This is a genomic window from Natrialba sp. PRR66 (assembly GCF_034808065.1).
Taxonomy (GTDB): Archaea; Halobacteriota; Halobacteria; order Halobacteriales; family Natrialbaceae; genus Natrialba; species Natrialba aegyptia.
Genome location: NZ_JAXHGN010000002.1, coordinates 748,748 through 766,587, shown reverse-complemented (window position 1 = coordinate 766,587; position 17,840 = coordinate 748,748). Strand labels below are relative to the sequence as shown.

Here is a 17,840-nt window from a genome sequence, read left to right as displayed (position 1 = left end):
CTGCGAGCAATCGTTGGCTAAACCCCGCTCGCTATCGTCAGCAGTTCCCATACACTCAAAAAGCCATCCTTCGTCTATGATCAATGATGACTGACAGAGACGTTCACCTTCCGGTCGCCGCCCAGCCGAGCGTCGATTCGCTCGTCGAGTACGCCCAGACAGCCGAAGCCGGTGGGTACGACTGCGCCTGGCTCCCCGAAACCTGGGGGCGAGATGCAGTGACGGTTCTGACCGCAATCGCCGAACGAACCGAGACGATCGACATCGGGACGAGCATCGTCAACACCTACTCGCGCTCGCCCGCGCTACTCGGCCAGACGGCGGCGACGCTCCAGGAAGTCTCCGACGGCCGCTTTCGTCTCGGTCTCGGACCGAGCGGCCCCGTCGTGATCGAAAACTGGCACGGCGTCGCGTACGGCAACCCGCTCAAGCGAACGCGAGAAACCGTCGACATCGTCAAGCAAGTGCTCGCGGGCGAACCGGTCGAATACGACGGCGACGAGTTCAGTCTGTCGGGCTTTCGGCTGCGCTCTGCGCCCCCGGACCCCACTCCGCCCGTCGAAGTGACGGGTATGGGACCCAAAGCCGTCGAACTCGCCGGTCGGTTCGCCGACGGGTGGCACGGCATCATGCTCACGCCCGAGGGCATCTCGGACCGCATCGACGACATCGAACGTGGCGCTGAACTCGGCGACCGCGACCCCGACGACGTGCAGGTCACGACCGGCGTCACGTGCTGTGCGCTCGAGGACGCCGAGCGCGCTCGCGAACTCGCGCGCCAGCACACGGCGTTCTACGTCGGCGGCATGGGTACCTTCTACCGCGACGCGCTCGAGCGCCAGGGGTACGACGAAGCCGCCGATATCCACGACGCCTGGCAGGACGGCGACCGCGAGCGCGCACTCGAACTCGTCGACGAGGCGATTCTGGACGACCTCTGTGCCGCTGGCAACCCGGAGACGGTGCGCGAGCAGGTTTCCCGGTACGAGGCGGTCGAGGGCGTCGATTCGGTCGCGGTCAGTTTCCCGCGCGGGGCCGACCGGGAGGACATCGAGCGGACGATGGACGTGCTGGCACCCGACGCCGACGACGCGTCCTAACACCTGCTCCGCATCGCCGGGTCACTCACCGGTCACTCGCCGGGATGTCGGCATCCCGTCCGTTCAACGGCCCGTCGGCTGTCAACAGCGACAGGTACAAACCCCCGATCCTCCCAGTTCGTGACATGCCCGGCAAGGTGTCTCCGGACGAGCTGCTCGCACACGTCTTCGATCGGACGGGGGCCGACGCGGACGAAACGATCCTGCAGGGCCCCGCAAACGGCGAGGACGCCGCCGCCATCGACTGGCCCGGCGGCGACCTCGTCGTCAGTTCCGATCCGATCTCCCTCGCGGCGTCGCAGGTCGGCTCGCTCGGCGTCTACGTCGCCTGCAACGATATCGCCGCCTCGGGCGCGGACCCGCGCTGGCTTACCGTCGTCATCCTGCTTCCCGACGAGAGCGTCCCGATCGAAACGATCACGACCGGTCTCGATGCCGCCGCCAGCGAAGTCGGCGCGTCGATCGTCGGCGGCCACTCCGAGTACGTCGATCAGTTAACCCGCCCGCTCGTCTCGCTGACCGCTATGGGTGCCGCCGCCGAGTTCATTCCGACCGGCGGCGCGTCCCCCGGCGACCGCGTCATCGTCACGAAAGCCGCCGGCGTCGAAGGAACTGCCGTTCTCGCGGCGGACTTCGGCGCTGAACTCGGCGTCGAGGATGCGGTTTGCGACCGCGCCGCGTCGTTCCTCGACGAGATCAGCGTCGTTCCCGACGCCCGCGTCGTCCGCGAGTTCGCGACGTCGATGCACGACCCGACGGAAGGGGGTGTCGCCGCCGGACTCGTTGAACTCGCTCGCGCGTCCGGCGTCCGCCTCGACGTGGATGCGGACGCGATTCCGGTCCGCGAGGAGACCGCCGAATTGTGTGCGGCCGCGGGCGTCGACCCGCTGCGCATCTTCGGCTCCGGGGCGCTTCTCGCGACCGTCCCGTCGGACTCGGCCGCGGACTGCCTCGCCGAACTCGCGGCGGCGGGTATCGAGGCCGAATCGATCGGGACCGTTCGCGAGCCCGCAGCCGACGCCGGCCCGGCGCTCGAGCTCGGCGACGAGACGATCACGGAACCGGTTCAGGACGACCTCTATCCGCTGTGGGAAGCCGCCGACGCGAGCGACGAGGCGTAATCGTCGTCCGATTCCGTTCCGAGCGCCGCGTCGACCGCCGCGTTCGTCACCAACTGTTCGGGTGAAATAACGACATCCGCGCCGGCCCGTTCGAGCGTCCCGCCTGCCGCCTCGTCGGTAATGACGACGATTTGCACATCCGTGCGCTCTCGTGCCAGAAGCACGGCGTAGCTATCCTCGGCAGCGTCACCCGTCGCTACCAGCACCGCGTCCGCCTCGTCGAGTGCAGCGCGCTCGAGAATCGCTTCGTCGGTCGGATCGCCGGCAAGTACGTCGGCGTCCCGATTCTCGAACGCCGCCGCAGCGTTCTCATCCGCCGTGATGACGAGGACCGACGACTCCCGCGTCGCGAGTTCGTCGACGACACCGGCGACCGGGCCGGCGGCCCCGAGAACGACGATGCGCTCGCGCGAGGCGGTCGAGCGACCCCGGGCTGCCGCTCGCCGGCCGGTCCGTCGAAGGTGCGCCTCGAGAATCGGGCCGAACAGACTCCCGGCGGCGACGGCGACGGTCGCCGGCCCGAGGAGGACCAGCGAGATAGCGAACAGCCGACCGGCCTCGCTCGTCGCGTGCACGTCGCCGTAGCCGACCGTGCTCACCGTCACGATGGTGAAGTAGGTCGCATCGACCACGGTGTGTAACTCGCTGAAATCGTGTCGAAGCGTGTACGCGCCGGCGATGCCGTAACAGCACACGCCGACGATCGCGACGAGGCTGCCGAGTTGCGTCGGCGTCAGTGAACTCGAGCGGGTAAACCGGGCGCTCGTGACTGCCAGGACGACGAGCCCGCCGATCGAAAGGACGACCAGCGGAACCGAGAGCAACCGCGACTGGACGATACCGTGGGCGGCCACGAGGACGACGAGGACCGACGCGGCCAGGTACGCGAGCCGATAGCCCCGGCGCATCCCCCAGGCGGTGACCAGCAGGGCGAACCCGAGCAGCGTGCCGCTGAACTCGGCGACCGACCGGAGCGCACCGAGCGGGCCGCCGGTCTGAAGCGCTGGCTGCGTGAGGATGGCGAGGACGCCGGTCGCGATGGACACGAGCGCGATGGCGGTGACGAGTTGGACGACGGCGCGGGCGCTGGGGCGACGCTTGCGCGGTACCGGGTTCCGGATGCTCCGATCAGGCATAGGGGATCCACACTGCCGACTGCGGTAAAGATGCAGGTGGACGCGAACAGGATCGCCGCGGCCGCGTTCGCTGGCCGTCGTTGTCGTCGGAATTCGTCAGCGTCGCGCCCACTCGAGCATTCGCGAGTAGACCGGGTCGGTCGCGAGCGCGTTCGCGTCGCCGACGAGGACGAGCGCGCGCTTCGGACGCGTCAGCGCGACGTTGATCCGCCGGTAGTCCTCGAAGATTGGTCCCTCGAGCGAACCCGTCGCGGTAAAGGAGACGATGATGACCTCCTGGCTGGAGCCCTGGAACCGGTCGACCGTATCGACCGCGACCTCCTCCGGCACGTGCTTCGATAGCTCCGAGACCTGCGCGCGAAACGGCGCAATGACGCCGATATCCGCAGCGTCGAGGCCGGCGGCCCGGTACTTCTCGACTATCTCCGCGATGCGGGCCGCTTCCTCGCTGTCCGTGTACCGGCTGCCGTCGCCGTCGACGTCGACGAACGTGACGGCATCCCGAAGTTCGGTCGGCAAGTCGTCGCGAGCGACGCCCGAGAGGTCGTCGAGCGTCCGTCCCGCAACGTCGCCGGTCGCAGGGCGGAGTTTGCCGTCGTAGAACTCCTGCGAGGCGAACGCCTGGATGCGCTGGTTCATTCGGTACTGCTTGGTGAGCATGACGCCTGCCTCAGGGTAGCGATCGACGAGCCGTTCGAACAGCGATTCGGTGAGGTCCGCCGCGCGGGGCTCGTCGCCGTTCGCACCGCTCGAGACGCGTCGTGTCCCTCCCTCGGACTGGACGACCGGCGGCAACTGCTCGTGGTCGCCGACCAGAACGAACCGATCCGCGAGGTTGATCGCTGCGTGCGTGCCGGGCTCGGTGAGCTGTGCGGCCTCGTCGACCAGCGCCGCGTCGAAACGCTGTTCTTTCATGACCCGCGAGCCGCAGGTCGCAGTCGTCGCCGCGACGACCTGTGCGTTCTGCAGCGTGGCGGCGCGCTCGCCGGGGTCACCCGCTCGATCGAGCCGGTAGGGTTGCATGTCCTCGCGGACGCCGCTTTCGGAGCCGACGCGGACGACGTCAACGGCTTCGCCGTCTCCGTTTCGTTGCGCCGGAGACGCAACGCTATCTTCCTCGATCACTCCCTCGAGCTGCTCGAGCAGCGCCTCTAAGGCGTTATCGACCGCGCGGTTCGTAAACGCCGAGAGAAGGACGCGCTCGCCGCGCTCGACCATCGCGCGGATCGCGCGAGCGATGGTGTACGTCTTGCCCGTGCCGGGCGGCCCGTGGATCAGCGCGCAGTCGTCCGCACCGACGGCCTTCCGCACGGCCTCGTCCTGCGCGTCGTTGTTCGGGATGAACGTCTCGTCGAGCGACTCGAACTCGGGCTCGGCGCGATCGAACAGCACGTCCTTCCGGCGCTCGTCCCCTTTCAGGAGCGCATCGTGTAACGCGGCGAGGAGCCGATCGGTCGTGAGTTCGGAGGGATAGACATCCAGCCTGGTGACTTCGACCGGCTCGTCCGCCGTGAGCAAGATCTCGTTCTCGTCCAGCCGTTCGATGCGGGCGAGTTCAGCGCTGCCGCGAACGGGGTGGCCGTCGCTCGCGAGCACCAGGTCCCCTTCTCGGAGTTTCGATGTCGCATCGCCGGTTCGACGCGCGCGGAGTTCCCAGCGGCCTTCCGCGAGTTCGGTGCTCTCGAGGAACGCGAGGTCGATCAGCGCGCGGTCGTCGTCGGCCCGCTCCTGGGCGTCTTGTTCCCAGAGTTTGGCGAACTCGCGGTGGACCGCCCGCCGTTCTGCCTCGATGGCGCGGTAGAAGCGCTCGAAGTACTCGCGTTCCGCGGCGGGGAGCGCCTGGCCGATCTGGCCGGCCTTTGACTCCTGGTCGAGGCGGCCCGAGACGACCATGCAGGTGTCCTGCTCGAAGCAGTACTCGCACTTGGCCGAGCCCTCGTAGCCGGTCGGCACGTCTCCTGAAACCTCCATCGCGGCGAGTTCGTTGCGCAGGCGGACGACGAACTTGAGGAGGCCGTCGCCCATCGAGAACTCCTTTGCGGGGGTGAGATCGCCGGTCTCCTCGTTGCGGTCGAGCGCCGAGTTCTTGGTGTAGAGGAGGGTGCCGGTGTCGACGTCGCCGCCGTGTTCCTCGAGCAAGAGCGCGTAGCAGGCGGCCTGCACCTTGTCCTTGAACCGCGGCTCCTTTTTCAGGTTCTTGCCGGTCTTGAGTTCGACCGGCGCGCCGCGGCGGACGGCGTCGGCGCGCCCGCGGATGCCGAAGGTCTCGCTGATGAGCAGTTGCTCGGACCGCCAGCTACTCTCCGCGGGCGTAAACGCCGCCTCCGAGTCGTCGTCGGCTGTCACCGCCGTCTCTTCGTTCTCCGCCGTCTCTTCGTTCTCCGCCGTCAGGCGACCCTGTTCGAGCCAGCCCTCGATCGCCGTCGCGTTCTCGCGAACGTCCTCGGCGACGGCGTCGGCCGTCTCGCCGAGCAACCCGAGTTCGAGCCCGCGCTCTTCCACGCGGGCGTCGATGGATTCCTCCAGATCGCGCCCGCGCAGCAGGTCACCGAAGACCTCGTGGACGAGCGTCCCCTTCACGACCGGGTAGTTGAGCGGAACGCCGGAGAGCTTGTTCAGATAGTAGAGGCGCGGACACTCCACCCAGTTACGGATCGCCGTCACGTTGACGTGGAAACTCGGCGCGACGACGACGTATGAATCGCCGGTCGTCGCGTACCGCTGCTCGCCCCTGAACTCGTCTTCCTCGGCGTCGGTGACGAGCAGTTCCATCCCGGGTTCGAGCAGTTCGGCGGATTCGGTCCACTTGTTCCAGAGGGTGATCGTGGTCGGGTCAGCTGCGCGAGCGGCACCGTCGCTGAGCGTCCCACCATCGGTCTCCGTCTCAGCCGCATCGAACGGCGAGGTGGTCGCCGTTACGTCGTCGAGATGGTCGCTTTCGACAGCGAGTCGAACCGGGACCTCGGCGAGTTCGCTCTCGCCGTAGCTCGTCGACACTGTCCGCACCTCGACGTCACCCGCGACAGTTCCGCGTACGTGCACGGCTATCTATCAGGGGCCGAACGATCAAAAACGCTATCGGTCGCGATCGGGGACGGAAACGAGGGCACGGCACAAATTCGAGACGGGAACGGGAACGGTGACGGGTCCGCACTCACCGCACACTCACCACGTCACAATTCAGTCGCCAGATATCCATCAGAAGCACAACACCCAGCGTCAGAACGGGCCTCGAGAGCTGGTCCCCTGTCGCTCGACGCCCGACTCGAGTCGCCAGAGCCGATACGCGGCTGCATGATGGCCCAGTGCGACGACGGTGAATCCGAGCATCGCGAGCGTGAATCCGACCGCGATGAGCGGAGACACGTCGTTGACGTAACTATTCCAGAGTTGCCCGACCGCGAGGACGAGCGGAACGACCGAGAGCAGTGAACTCGAGACCGGCCGCGCGCGAAACAGTTCGATGACCGTACGACCGCGAGCGGATATCTTGTCCATGCCGAATCTTACCTGCCCTGACTGCGGAGCCACTGTATTCCTTTTGATCCCCGACGCTCACCGGGACCGATACGTTCATTCGCCTCGCGTTCCAACGGTGAGATATGCGGATTCGCGAGTGGCAGGACGTACTCGAGGATGTCACCGAACGGAACGTCGACCCCAAGGACTGGCGTGCAGTTGCCGGCGACCGGGCCGGCGGCGTCGGCGAAGACATGTATCTCGCGCATCCCCGCGCCGGCGTCTTCTTTCTCAAGACGTACGCGAAAAACCCCTACGAGGTCCGCGGCGTCGGGACGCAGGTCGCCCGCAATCTCGACGACGAAATCGGCTCGTTCATGCCCCGAGAAGAGTCGGGCGGTCGCTTCGCCGTCCAGTCGCCACCCGAGGACGAGGACCAGGCCGAAACCGTCTCGAAACGCCTCCAGACCGTTCTCGAGACGCACTCGGACGCGCCGACGCGACCCCAGGATCTCTTCGACGACGTCATGGACGCCCTGGAGAGCCCCGCGTTCGGGCCGATGGAGTACGACCAGTACGACCGCCCGGACGAACTCGACGACCTCGCAGACCGCTTCGAAGAAGCCGACGAGTTGCTCCACGCCGAACTCGACGAGTTGATCGAAACGGACGCGGTCGATCGCGGGTTTATGTAGTTCGACGGGACGGTAGCGCCAGCGGCGGGTACCCTGCGGTCATCCGATGCGCCTTTGAGACCGGCCTTCGACAGGACGAACGAGAAACGAACCATGACCGCGAGCGCCGAGGCCACGATCCGAGACTACTACGACGCGCTTCGTGACGGTGATCCGCTTGTGCCGTACTTTCGGCGGAGCGATTCCACGGTCAAGTTCGCCATCAGCGAGGCGCTGTTCGGTCACGACGACATCGGGGCTGCCCTCCGTGAGCAGACCGAAACGACCGCGGAGTGGACGATCGAGAGTTCACACCTCGTCGTCACCGAACGCGGTTCCTGTGCGACGTTCGCCGATGAGGTCACGATGGCGTGGACGGACACTGAAACCGGCAAGCGCCGACAGTTCGAGACGCGCTGGAGCGGCACGCTGATCGTGAACTCGGCGACGGACGATACCGAGACGGACGGAGCGCCTACGGGGACCGAACGCGAGGCTGCGTCCGAGCGTGAGACGGACGCGGAGACGGAGACGGAAACGAAAACGACCGACCGCGGGTGGGAATTCGTGTCGATGCACGTGAGTACCGCGGACGAGGTATGAGCCGGCGACGCGGGCCGCGCTCCGATTCGAACGAGGGGAATCAGCGCCGGCTCAGACAGCTCGGAGCCGCGTTCGTCCTGCTGGTTGGACTCTCAGGCGGCACGATGGCGTTACAGGGCGGCGCATCGCTGCTAACCGCTGGAGCGGTGATTCTCGGGTGCCTGGTAGCCGGAAGCGTCCTGTTGTGGTATCTTCACTGGATCGTGCAATAGCCGGCGTCCCGACAGTCGAGTACAGCCCGACTCAGCGTTCGACCCGCTGGATCCACAGCCCCGGCGAATCGAGTTCATCGTGGGTCGGCAGGTTCTCGGGCCGATCCCAGACCAGGCTGGCCGTCTCGAGGTCGCGAACGGCGATGACGTGCTCGAAGAACTGCTTGCCGCGTTCGTACTGGCGCTGTTTGAGGCCGAGACCGAGGAGTCGTCGGAAGAGTTTCTGCAGCGGTCCGCGACCCTGCCGGCGAGCGTCGAGCTTGCGCCGGAGATCCGCGTACTCGTCGTCGAAGGCGTGGTCCATCAAGAGTTCGGCGTAGCCCTCGACGACGGTCATCGCGGCGTCGAGGTCGCGGAACGCGTCGCGGTCGAACGAGCCGTCCGAGAGGGCGGCGATGCCCGACTCCATGCGCGCCTCGAGGTGGTCGGAGAGCCACGGCGCGGCACCGAACTCGGCGGCGTGGGTTACCTCGTGGAAGGCGATCCAGCGCCGGAACCGGTCCGGATCGACATCGAGCACGTCGGCGGCGTTGAGGATGTTCGGCCGGACGAAGTACAGCGCGTGGTCGTCGGCGGGCGTTTCCGCGAGCAAGAGCGGGTCGTACTGACCCAGAACGTTGCGGCCGAGAAAAGCGAGAAGAACGGTCATCGTCCCCGTGTTGATCGTCCGGGCGACGCCGGGGAACGTCTCGGTGTGAGTCTCGAGCGTTCCCATCACGCGCTCGAAGGTGGCGACGTTGGCGTCGATCCAGTGGTGGCGGTTCTGGATCTCGATGGTCTCCGGCACGTCGAACTCGACGTCGGCGGCCGTCTGCACGGCGCTTCGGGCCTCCCGAACGTCGCGGGCGTAGCCCTCGCGCTCGCCGCTGCTCAGCGAAAGCGAACCGGGGTCAGTCGCCGCCTTCGCAGCGTCGGCCGCGGACTGCCAGTCGATCGCGTCGTCCCCGGTCCCGGATGCGCCGGCGACGGTCCGGGCGCTACGATAAAGATTCACGGGAGTCGGTACGAGTGGCAGGCGCAAAAGCGTTCGGCTCGGTCCGCTCAGTTGATGCTCAGTTGATGCTCAGTTGACGACGATATCGGGTTCCGTCTCCGTCTCGGACTCCAATTCCGCCTCACCATCGCCTCGGTACTTCTTGACCGCAACACCGGCAGCGACGAGCAACGCGAGCGCAACGAGCGCACCGACGGCACCTGAACTCGAGCCGCCATCGCCCTCGTCCGGTTCGTCTCCGATGGCTGCAGCCTCTTCGCGTTCCCTCGCCTCGTCTGCCTCCGCGGGTCCGGGTTCGTGCTCTGGTTCGGGCCCGCCAAAGGGGAGCGCGTTGCTGACCGCACCCGGTGCGAACTGATCACCGTCGATGTGTAACTCGAGGATCGTGAACTTCTTGTCACCCATAGTCGGCCTCTCAACGAGTGTCCACTTAGCGGTTTGGATCGGGTAGATTGGGCGCGCCGACGGCGTCGTCCGCGATCGACTTCTCGAGACGAGTCCGCCAGCAACCCGCAACCGGAGAGCGTGATAGATGCTCCGGTGCAGCGCCGAGCAAAATCGTTCTCCGTCTCATGGTGAGTCTCGTCGCCGATAGACGAAATAGCAGTTTGAATTGGATACAACACGGTTGCTATTATATTTCCGATCGAACCGGTGCAGAAATAGAATCGTCCGCAACAGCGCTACCTGGATGGTGTTTCGAACGCGAGAGAGAGACGGATTCGGACCGGTACGATTAAGTGTCCATCACCTGCGCTCTTTCGTATGAGTGGACGACCGCTTGACGTTCTCGAGGCGTCACTCGGCGAACGAGTTACGGTGCGACTCAAGAGTGGCGACGAGTACGTCGGTGAACTCGGCGGCTACGACCAGCATATGAACCTCGTCCTCGAGGATGCGACGAACGCAGCCGACAGTGGCGAAATCGAGCCGGCAACTGCGGAGTCGGTCGAAGACACAACCATTATACGCGGCGATAACGTCGTTTCGATCACTCCATGACTGGTGCAGGAACCCCGAGCCAAGGAAAGAAGAACAAGACGACCCACACCAAGTGTCGTCGCTGCGGAGAGAAGTCCTACCACACGAAAAAGAAGGTTTGTTCCTCGTGTGGCTTCGGCAAGTCGGCAAAGCGACGTGACTACGAGTGGCAGTCGAAGACCGGCGACAACTGAGTTGCGCCGCCGCGACACTCGATCGCTGACGCTACTCTCATTGTACTTCGTACTTGTGGCTGCCGAGTAGACCACACGACACCACCGTTCTCATACCGATCCAGCGGCTGCGAGTTCACTGTGCACTTCCACCGCCGGACAGGAAAGCCATTAGTCTCACGCGCCGAACGCTTGGGTATGACGACTGAGACGGACCCCGATCGCGATTCGGACGCAGGGATGGACGGGAAGCCAGCCACGGACGGCGGCGCGGGGGCGGACGCCGGTATCGAAACGACAGCCGCCTTTACCGGCCTCGAGTGTCGCGACTGTGGCACTCACTTCGACCCCGACGAGGCGACCCACCGGTGCCCCAGCGCCGACTGCGACGGCATCCTCGATCCGACCTACGACTACGACGCTCTCGGCGCTGCGCTCGATCGCGAGACGCTCGCCTCGCGTCCCTTCGAGTCGCTGTGGCGCTACGAGGAGCTGCTGCCGTTCACCCGCGATAGCGCCGTCTCGATGGACGAGGGCGCGACGCCGCTCGTCGACTGCCCGAAACTCGCCGACGAACTGGGTGTCGAACGCGTGCTCATCAAAGACGAGGGCCGGAATCCGACGGGGACGTTCAAAGACCGCGGCCAGACCCTCGCCGTCACCGCCGCACTGCGACACGGTGCGACCGACGTGGCTCTGGCCTCCGCGGGCAACGCCGGCCAGTCGGCCTCGGCCTACGCCGGCCGCGCCGGCCTCGACTCCCACGTCTATCTGCCCTCGCGCTCGGGCTTTACGAACAAGGCGATGGTCAACGTTCACGGCGGCGACATGAACGTCGTGGGCGGCCGGATCGACGCCGCCGGTGCCGCCTTCGAGGACGGCCTCGCCGAACACGACGAGTGGTACCCACTCCAGACGTTCGTCACCCCCTACCGCCACGAGGGCACGAAGACGATGTACTACGAACTCGTCGAACAGCTGGACTGGGAGGTTCCCGACGCGATCTGTTACCCCACCGGCGGGGGCGTCGGCCTCGTCGCCATGTACAAGGCCGCCCAAGAGTTCACTGAACTCGGACTCACCGATGAACTCCCCGGCTTCTACGCGGCCCAGTCGGCGGGCTGTGCGCCGATCGTCGAGGCCTACAACGAGGGCTGGGACGAACACGAACCGGTCGAGACGCCGGATACGATCTGTGGCGGGATCGAAATTCCCGATCCCGGCGCGAGTTCGTGGGTCCTCGAGGCGATCCGCGAGAGCGACGGCGGCGCGGTGGCGACGGACGACACGGAGATCCTGGATGCGGCGACGCAGGTCGCCCAGCACGAAGGGCTCGAGATGGTTCCGACCGCCGCGGCGGCGGCCAGTGGCGCGTGGGAACTCGCAGAGCGCGGCGAGTTCAGCGGCGACGAGACGGTTGTCATCCTGAATACGGGAACCGGGAACAAGGAGGCAGATGTGTTGCGCAGTCACCTGATGAGCCAAGGGATCTGAGTATAGGACCAACTGCAACGAGTTACACGCCGATCCCGTAGTCGTCGGTCGGGGTGCAGCGACTACTATAGTGGGTATCGGGCGGCTGCGGTACGGTCTCGCGTACCAGCATTCCCCGCGCCTTGACCGTTTCGTAGCGTTTTTCCCGACTCTCGGGAAACGGGGCGATATGACTACTGCTCCACCCTGGGACGAGTGGAACCACATTCTCAAGATCGATCCCGACAAGGAACTCCCCGAGGGTGTCACCTACGGCGATCTCTGTGCGACTGGAACTGACGCGATCGAAGTCGGTGGCACGATGGGTATCACCGAGGAGAACATGGAAGCCGTCGTCGAGGCCTGTGCCGAACACGACGTACCGCTCTATCAGGAGCCGTCGAGTCCCGACGTGGTCATCGATAATCGGGCGCTCGAGGGGTATCTCATCCCGACCGTCTTCAACGCCGGGTCGCCGTTCTGGATCACCGGCGCGCACAAGGAGTGGGTTCGCCTCGACAACGGCCTCGACTGGGATCGAACGTCGACCGAGGCGTACATCGTGATGAACCCCGAGGCCGACGTGGCCACCTACACAGAGGCTGACTGCAACCTCTCGGCCGAGGACGTCGGCGCGTACGCCGAGGTCGCGGAACGGATGTTCGGCCAGGAAATCGTCTACGTCGAGTATTCCGGGATGCTCGGCGACGAGGCTGTCGTTGAAGCCGCAGGGGATGCAGTCGACGACGCGACGCTGTTCTACGGCGGCGGCATCCACGACTACGAGTCGGCCCACTCGATGGCCCAGTACGCGGACGTGATCGTCGTCGGCGACCTCGCTCACGACGAGGGCGTCGAGGCGGTTCGCGAGACGGTGAAAGCGGCGTCAGACGCCTAATTCGAACAGTAGATGTAGATAGTAGTACGATTGCTGTATCTAGAGATAGTCACGAAACCCGTAGTCAGTATGGGATAACGGGATACCGTGCGCGCATGGTTAGCTGACGAGGTACATCTGCAGGTGAACAGGTGGTCGACGGTTTCACCAGGTGGTATATTTTCACTAGATAGTTATATCATGGTGCTTGCTGGCGTACCACATGGTGTTCATCAATGGCACGAGAATGGATCCTCAAGGGAGACTACGTCGAAGCCTGCAACTGCGATGTTGCATGCCAGTGTGTATGGATGGAACCGCCGGACGATGACGTCTGTACCGTCTCACTGGCGTGGCATATCGAGGAGGGAAACTACGGCGATGTTGATCTAAGTGGAGTAGATGTCGGCATGCTCATTTCGACCGATGAGGGGGTCATGTTCGCCCCCGAGACGGAGTGGGACATCGTGTTATTCGTCGACGAGACAGCTACCGACGACCAGCGAGAAGCCCTCGAGGACATCTACTCCGGCCGCGCCGGTGGCATCTGGGCACCTGTCGCTGATACGCACGTCCGCTCCGCCGAGGTCACAACCGTTCCGATCAGCTTCTCGCGGGACGGGGCGGACTTCTCCGTCGAGATCGGGGATGCCATCGAAATGGACGCGAGCGGTGCGGTCGGATTCAACGAGGAGGTCGGTACGATCTCGCCCCACCCACTGACGAAGAGCACGGAGGTACAGACCGGGAAGTCAACCACGGCCACCGTCTCCTACGACGACCAGTTCACGTGGGACGTCTCCGGAAACAACGCCTACCTCGGCGACTTCGAATTGGCGAACTCCTGAGGGCGGTAGGACAGCGATAGAGTCAATCATGGGGACACGTGATTCACTCCGGGATCGAATTACCCACCGGCGCATCCCGATTGTCGCGCTCGTTACCTACGTAATCGCGCTGCTCGCGTGGGCAGCGGTTATCGGTCGTTGGCTCCCGATGCCTGGCGGACAGATGGATACGCAAATGCACATGTCCGATCCGGGAGCACCGGAGGCGATGGCGCTCTCGAACGGGGTGACTGGTATCAGCCTGTACCTGCTCATGTGGGGGGTGATGATGGTCGCCATGATGTACCCGTCGTCGGTCCCGCTCTTCCGGCTATACGCCGAGACGCTCGAGGGGACGACGGCCGTGGGGAAAGCAACACGAGTCGGGGCGTTTATCGGGACGTACGCACTCGCTTGGACGTTGACAGGGATCGTCCCGCTTGTGGTCAATGCGCTGGTACCGATTGTCAGCCTCGCGAACGCCCACGGCGGGCTCCTAATAGGTGGGTCGTTGCTACTCCTATCGGGGTATCAGCTTTCACCGTACAAATACCGGTGTCTGCAGTATTGTCGGTCACCGATCGGGTTCCTCCTGGGCCATCACCGGCCAGGGGTCCGTGGTGCCGTCCGGATGAGCTGGCAGTTCAGCGTCTTCTGTGTTGGGTGTTGCTGGGCGCTGTTCGCATTCATGGTGATCGTGGGCTCGATGAATATCGTCTGGATGGCGCTCATCGCGGTTGTGCTCTCGCTCGAACGGACCGTTTCGTGGGGTGAGCGACTAGCACGTGGGGTCGGTATTCTTGCTGGTAGTGGCGGTAGTGTCGTTATCGTGATCTCACTGGTCTAGGACGAAGCCGTATTACCGACTACTGCTACTCGGCCCTCGGTTTCGTCGCTTACGCTGACTCCTGTGCAGACCCCGACGACTCGACCAGTTCCTGCAGCCGTGGCAACGCCGTCGTCACGTCCTCCTGCAAACAGCCGTCCGCCACGCTGTCGACCGGCGTCGACTCGAGATTGACGATCCCCACCGTCGCCTCGTTCGAAGCCGCGATCCGCGGCAGCGACGCCGCCGGTTCGACGACCAGCGAGGAGCCGACAGCCAGAAACACGTCGCTCTCGCGGGCGAGCGAGCGCGCCCGCTGGAGGACCGTCTCCGGCAGCCGTTCGCCGAAAAGCACCACGTCCGGCTTGTAGGTGCCGCCACAGTCGCACGTCGGAGGGAGTTCACCGTCTTCGGCCCGCTCGACGATCGGCTCCATCGGCTCCCGACGCCCGCAATCGGAACACCGAACTCGCCGCGCGTTGCCGTGGAGTTCAAGGATCGTCTCGCGCGCGCTGAACTCGGCGGCCGCTTCGGCGCTCTCACCGCCGTCACTGCTGTTGTCGTGATCGCCGTCGTCTCCCCCAGCATCGGCTGCCGCTTTCGCGTGTAACCCGTCGGTATTCTGCGTGACGATCGCCTCGAGATGTCCGTCGCGGTTCAGTTCGGCGAGGGCGTCGTGGGCTGCGTTCGGCTCGTACTCCGCGTCGAACATCGTACGGTGGAGTTCAACTCGATCCGCCCAGAATCCGGCAGGGTCGCGCTGGAACCGATCGTAGGTGAACTGCCCCTCGTCGAACGCCTCCCAGACGCCGTCGTCGCCGCGGAAGGTCGGCACGCCCGAAGGCGCGGAGATCCCCGCACCAGTGAACGCGACCGCGGTCTCCGCGGTTCGAAGGTCGGCTGCGAGTCGCTCGAGTTCAGCCATCCCAGACATACTGGGGCGGTTGGGTTCGAACGGCAAAAACGGGATCGGAGTGGGCTGACTGAACGTGACGGGATGGGACTTACTGTCGTCTCGGCCGGGCATACGCAGCAGCTAACTTCGATTCGATCCGCTGAATGTGTTCGCCGACGGTTCCCGTGGCAAGGTCGAGTTCGTCGGCGAGGTCGCGCTGTGTCGTCTGTCGGGGTACCTCGTAGTAGCCCTCGTTCCACGCCAGTTCGAAGAGTTCTCGCTGGCGGTCGGTGAGTACGGGTGATCCACCGGGTGCCCCGCGTGATCGGGTGTCGTGATCCGGGTTCGGGTCGTAGTCACCGAGCCGCCGGACATCGAGGGCGACGCCGTCGGGGAGATCCGCGGCCGCGCGCTGGATCGCCCGATCGGTGCCGATGACCGTGAGTTCGAGGGCGCGTCCACTCTCTGCGTCGACGACGGACAGCGGCCAGTCGACGACGAGTTCGTGAGTCTGCAGGATCGATAGGAGGTCGCCGACGGGGCCGACAGTCCGACGTTGGACGTAGGCAACGCCGTGTGTGCCGTCGCCGGCGATGTCGAACTCGAGGGCGTCCGGTGACGCCTCGAACAGCGTTCGGGCGCGCTCGAGGTCGCCCCGGAGCTCGAGCAGTTCGACGTATCGGTCGTCGTCTTCGGAGACGGGATTGAGGTACCGAATGGCCTCGATCGAGATCGCCTCGGTGTGACCGAAGGGGCGATCACTGGGGCTGGGGTGACCGTCGTTCCAGAAGAGCGTCACTGTCGCGTATCTCATGGACAGTTCCTCCGAGATGATCGGATGCCGGCTTCCAAGACGGGTTCTGAGACGGGATCGTATCGGATGCGGTCAGTCCCCGTCGCTCGGATATCGCGTCGAATCATGCTCGTCCGTCGGTGGCCACGCATACGTGACTCATCGCAGCCCACGCATAAGTACACCGAGCATGCTCGGCCACAGGCATAGGCGCGTTGAGCCCGTTGTATACAATACAGATGAGCAGCGAATCATCCACGGTCACGGACGAACACCCTCCAGGCCCCGACGGCCTCCCGCTCGTCGGCAATCAACTCGCCTTTCTCCGCCATCCCTACGAGTTCATGACGGAGACGGCTCGCGAGTACGGTGATATTGCCTACTGGGAAGACCCGACCGGCCCCGTCTACCAACTCAACCACCCCGACTACATCGAGCAGGTGCTCGTGCAGAACAACCAGCACTACGTCAAGGGCGACCGGTTCCAGAACGTGCTGGGGCCGGCGACGGGCAACGGGATTTTGAACAGCGAGGGGGCGGTCTGGCGTCGCAATCGCCACCTCATCCAGCCTGCGTTCAGGCCCGATCGCATCGAGGAGTACGCCTCGATGATGACCGAGTTCACCGAGGAGAAACTCGAGACGTGGAACGAGGGCGAGACCCGTCCGTTCCACGAGGACATGATGGAGGTCACGCTAAAGATCGTCGCCCGGGCCCTGTTCGGCGTCGATATCGACGACGATGTCGAGACCGTCGGCTCGGCGCTCGACGAGTTCATGCTGGCGACCGAGAGTCTTTCGCACATGATGCTCCCGTCGCAGGTGCCGACGCCATCGCGCCGGCGCATTCAGCGCGCACGGGAGTCTCTCGACGCCGTCGTCTATCGGATGATCGAGGAGCGGCGGGCGAACCCGACCGACCGGGACGTGATCTCGAAGTTACTCGAGGTGACCGACGAAGACGGGACCAAACTTTCGGACGAGCAGATCCGCGACGAGGTCGTGACGCTGCTGCTCGCCGGCCACGAGACGACGGCGCTCTCGCTGACGTTTACGGCGTACCTCCTCGCGACGAACCCGGCGGCCGAGGAGCGCCTCGTCGACGAACTCGACGACGTGCTCGGCGGCGACACGCCGACGATGGCGGATCTGGACGACCTCACGTACACGGAACAGGTCGTCGAGGAATCGATGCGGCTGTACCCGCCGGTACCGGGCATCGTCCGCGAACCGGCCAAGCCGGACATCATCGGCGGCTACGAGATCGAGCCCGGCGCGACGGTCCGCATGCACCAGTGGGTCGTCCATCGCGATCCGCGGTGGTACGACGATCCGCTCGCCTTCCGGCCGGCGCGCTGGACCGACGATCTGAAGCAGTCACTTCCCAAACTCGCGTACTTCCCGTTCGCGGCCGGTCCCCGCCGGTGTATCGGCGACCGCTTCGCGATGCTCGAAGCCCGACTGCTGCTTGCGACCATCTACCAGAACTACCACCTCGAACTCGTTCCGGGCACTGAACTCGATCTGATGGCGACGATCACCGCGCGCCCGAAGGACGAAATTCCGATGACGGTCCGCGAACGGTAACTGCGGGGGTGAACCGTCGGCGAGACCGGGGACGCGACCTCTCGCCACCGACCGCCACACGCCGAACGGCGGGTCGGAACGATTGCGCTTAAGTTGCGGCGACGGGAATC

General features: G+C 65.1%; 19 protein-coding genes. 12 read left to right on the top strand and 7 right to left on the bottom strand.

All coding sequences use genetic code 11. The annotated features are described in order from the left end of the window. Positions 1–86 precede the first annotated feature (86 nt). The gene (locus SM755_RS09955) at positions 87–1,100 is read left to right on the top strand and encodes a TIGR04024 family LLM class F420-dependent oxidoreductase (RefSeq protein ID WP_323172497.1); all 1,014 of its coding nucleotides are present in this window, start codon (positions 87–89) and stop codon (positions 1,098–1,100) included. A 125-nt stretch (positions 1,101–1,225) separates the two neighbouring features. Beyond that, positions 1,226–2,221, top strand: coding sequence for an AIR synthase family protein (locus tag SM755_RS09950; RefSeq protein WP_323172496.1), 996 nt, complete (start codon positions 1,226–1,228; stop codon positions 2,219–2,221). On the opposite strand, the gene SM755_RS09945 is transcribed toward SM755_RS09950, so the two are convergent. The 3 genes from SM755_RS09945 to SM755_RS09935 all read right to left on the bottom strand — a co-directional run bounded on the left by SM755_RS09945 (position 2,179) and on the right by SM755_RS09935 (position 6,855). Beyond that, on the bottom strand, positions 2,179–3,357 hold the full coding sequence (locus SM755_RS09945) for an NAD-binding protein (RefSeq protein ID WP_323172495.1): 1,179 nt from the start codon (positions 3,355–3,357) through the stop codon (positions 2,179–2,181). The two genes, SM755_RS09950 and SM755_RS09945, sit on opposite strands and share 43 nt — an antisense overlap. A gap of 96 nt (positions 3,358–3,453) precedes the next feature. Then, on the bottom strand, positions 3,454–6,399 hold the full coding sequence (locus SM755_RS09940; RefSeq protein ID WP_323172494.1) for an AAA domain-containing protein: 2,946 nt from the start codon (positions 6,397–6,399) through the stop codon (positions 3,454–3,456). 177 nt (positions 6,400–6,576) lie between these two features. Then, complete coding sequence (locus SM755_RS09935; protein ID WP_323172493.1) at positions 6,577–6,855, bottom strand: hypothetical protein; 279 nt, start codon at positions 6,853–6,855, stop codon at positions 6,577–6,579. Between the two features lie 104 nt (positions 6,856–6,959). Between SM755_RS09935 and SM755_RS09930 the strand changes: the two genes are divergently transcribed. From SM755_RS09930 to SM755_RS09920, 3 genes are all read left to right on the top strand, one after another. Beyond that, on the top strand, positions 6,960–7,511 hold the full coding sequence (locus SM755_RS09930) for a hypothetical protein (protein ID WP_323172492.1): 552 nt from the start codon (positions 6,960–6,962) through the stop codon (positions 7,509–7,511). Between the two features lie 93 nt (positions 7,512–7,604). Further along, positions 7,605–8,093 carry a hypothetical protein gene (locus SM755_RS09925; RefSeq protein WP_323172491.1) on the top strand — a complete coding sequence of 163 codons (489 nt, stop codon included), beginning with the start codon at positions 7,605–7,607 and terminating at the stop codon, positions 8,091–8,093. Continuing rightward, complete coding sequence (locus tag SM755_RS09920) at positions 8,090–8,305, top strand: hypothetical protein (protein ID WP_006666221.1); 216 nt, start codon at positions 8,090–8,092, stop codon at positions 8,303–8,305. Before SM755_RS09925 ends, SM755_RS09920 begins: the two co-directional genes overlap by 4 nt. 31 nt (positions 8,306–8,336) lie before the next feature. Here SM755_RS09920 and SM755_RS09915 read toward each other — a convergent pair whose 3' ends face one another. Both SM755_RS09915 and SM755_RS09910 read right to left on the bottom strand, forming a co-directional pair. Then, positions 8,337–9,299 (bottom strand): zinc-dependent metalloprotease, encoded by a 963-nt coding sequence (locus SM755_RS09915; RefSeq protein WP_006666220.1) that lies wholly within the window; start codon positions 9,297–9,299, stop codon positions 8,337–8,339. Positions 9,300–9,368: 69 nt separating this feature from the next. Continuing rightward, positions 9,369–9,704 carry a hypothetical protein gene (locus SM755_RS09910; protein WP_323172490.1) on the bottom strand — a complete coding sequence of 112 codons (336 nt, stop codon included), beginning with the start codon at positions 9,702–9,704 and terminating at the stop codon, positions 9,369–9,371. A 360-nt stretch (positions 9,705–10,064) separates the two neighbouring features. Here SM755_RS09910 and SM755_RS09905 point away from each other — a divergent pair, with 360 nt between their 5' ends. The 6 genes from SM755_RS09905 (at position 10,065) to SM755_RS09880 (ending at position 14,477) form a co-directional block, all read left to right on the top strand. Beyond that, positions 10,065–10,301, top strand: a complete 237-nt coding sequence (locus SM755_RS09905) for an LSM domain-containing protein (RefSeq protein WP_323172489.1) — start codon at positions 10,065–10,067, stop codon at positions 10,299–10,301. Then, positions 10,298–10,474: a 50S ribosomal protein L37e gene (locus tag SM755_RS09900; RefSeq protein ID WP_006108486.1), complete on the top strand. Its 177-nt coding sequence runs from the start codon at positions 10,298–10,300 to the stop codon at positions 10,472–10,474. Before SM755_RS09905 ends, SM755_RS09900 begins: the two co-directional genes overlap by 4 nt. Before the next feature lie 267 nt (positions 10,475–10,741). Then, positions 10,742–11,947: a threonine synthase gene (locus tag SM755_RS09895; protein ID WP_323172610.1), complete on the top strand. Its 1,206-nt coding sequence runs from the start codon at positions 10,742–10,744 to the stop codon at positions 11,945–11,947. 169 nt (positions 11,948–12,116) lie between these two features. Continuing rightward, complete coding sequence (locus SM755_RS09890; protein WP_323172488.1) at positions 12,117–12,824, top strand: phosphoglycerol geranylgeranyltransferase; 708 nt, start codon at positions 12,117–12,119, stop codon at positions 12,822–12,824. 215 nt (positions 12,825–13,039) lie between these two features. Next, positions 13,040–13,651 carry a DUF1326 domain-containing protein gene (locus tag SM755_RS09885; RefSeq protein WP_323172487.1) on the top strand — a complete coding sequence of 204 codons (612 nt, stop codon included), beginning with the start codon at positions 13,040–13,042 and terminating at the stop codon, positions 13,649–13,651. A gap of 28 nt (positions 13,652–13,679) precedes the next feature. Next, positions 13,680–14,477, top strand: a complete 798-nt coding sequence (locus tag SM755_RS09880) for a DUF2182 domain-containing protein (protein WP_323172486.1) — start codon at positions 13,680–13,682, stop codon at positions 14,475–14,477. 49 nt (positions 14,478–14,526) lie between these two features. Here SM755_RS09880 and SM755_RS09875 read toward each other — a convergent pair whose 3' ends face one another. Further along, positions 14,527–15,381 carry a Sir2 family NAD-dependent protein deacetylase gene (locus SM755_RS09875; RefSeq protein ID WP_323172609.1) on the bottom strand — a complete coding sequence of 285 codons (855 nt, stop codon included), beginning with the start codon at positions 15,379–15,381 and terminating at the stop codon, positions 14,527–14,529. A 79-nt stretch (positions 15,382–15,460) separates the two neighbouring features. After that, complete coding sequence (locus tag SM755_RS09870) at positions 15,461–16,165, bottom strand: helix-turn-helix domain-containing protein (RefSeq protein WP_323172485.1); 705 nt, start codon at positions 16,163–16,165, stop codon at positions 15,461–15,463. A gap of 218 nt (positions 16,166–16,383) precedes the next feature. Between SM755_RS09870 and SM755_RS09865 the strand changes: the two genes are divergently transcribed. Next, entirely contained in the window at positions 16,384–17,730 is a 1,347-nt protein-coding gene (locus tag SM755_RS09865) for a cytochrome P450 (protein ID WP_323172484.1), read from the top strand. The last annotated feature ends 110 nt before the right edge of the window (positions 17,731–17,840 follow it).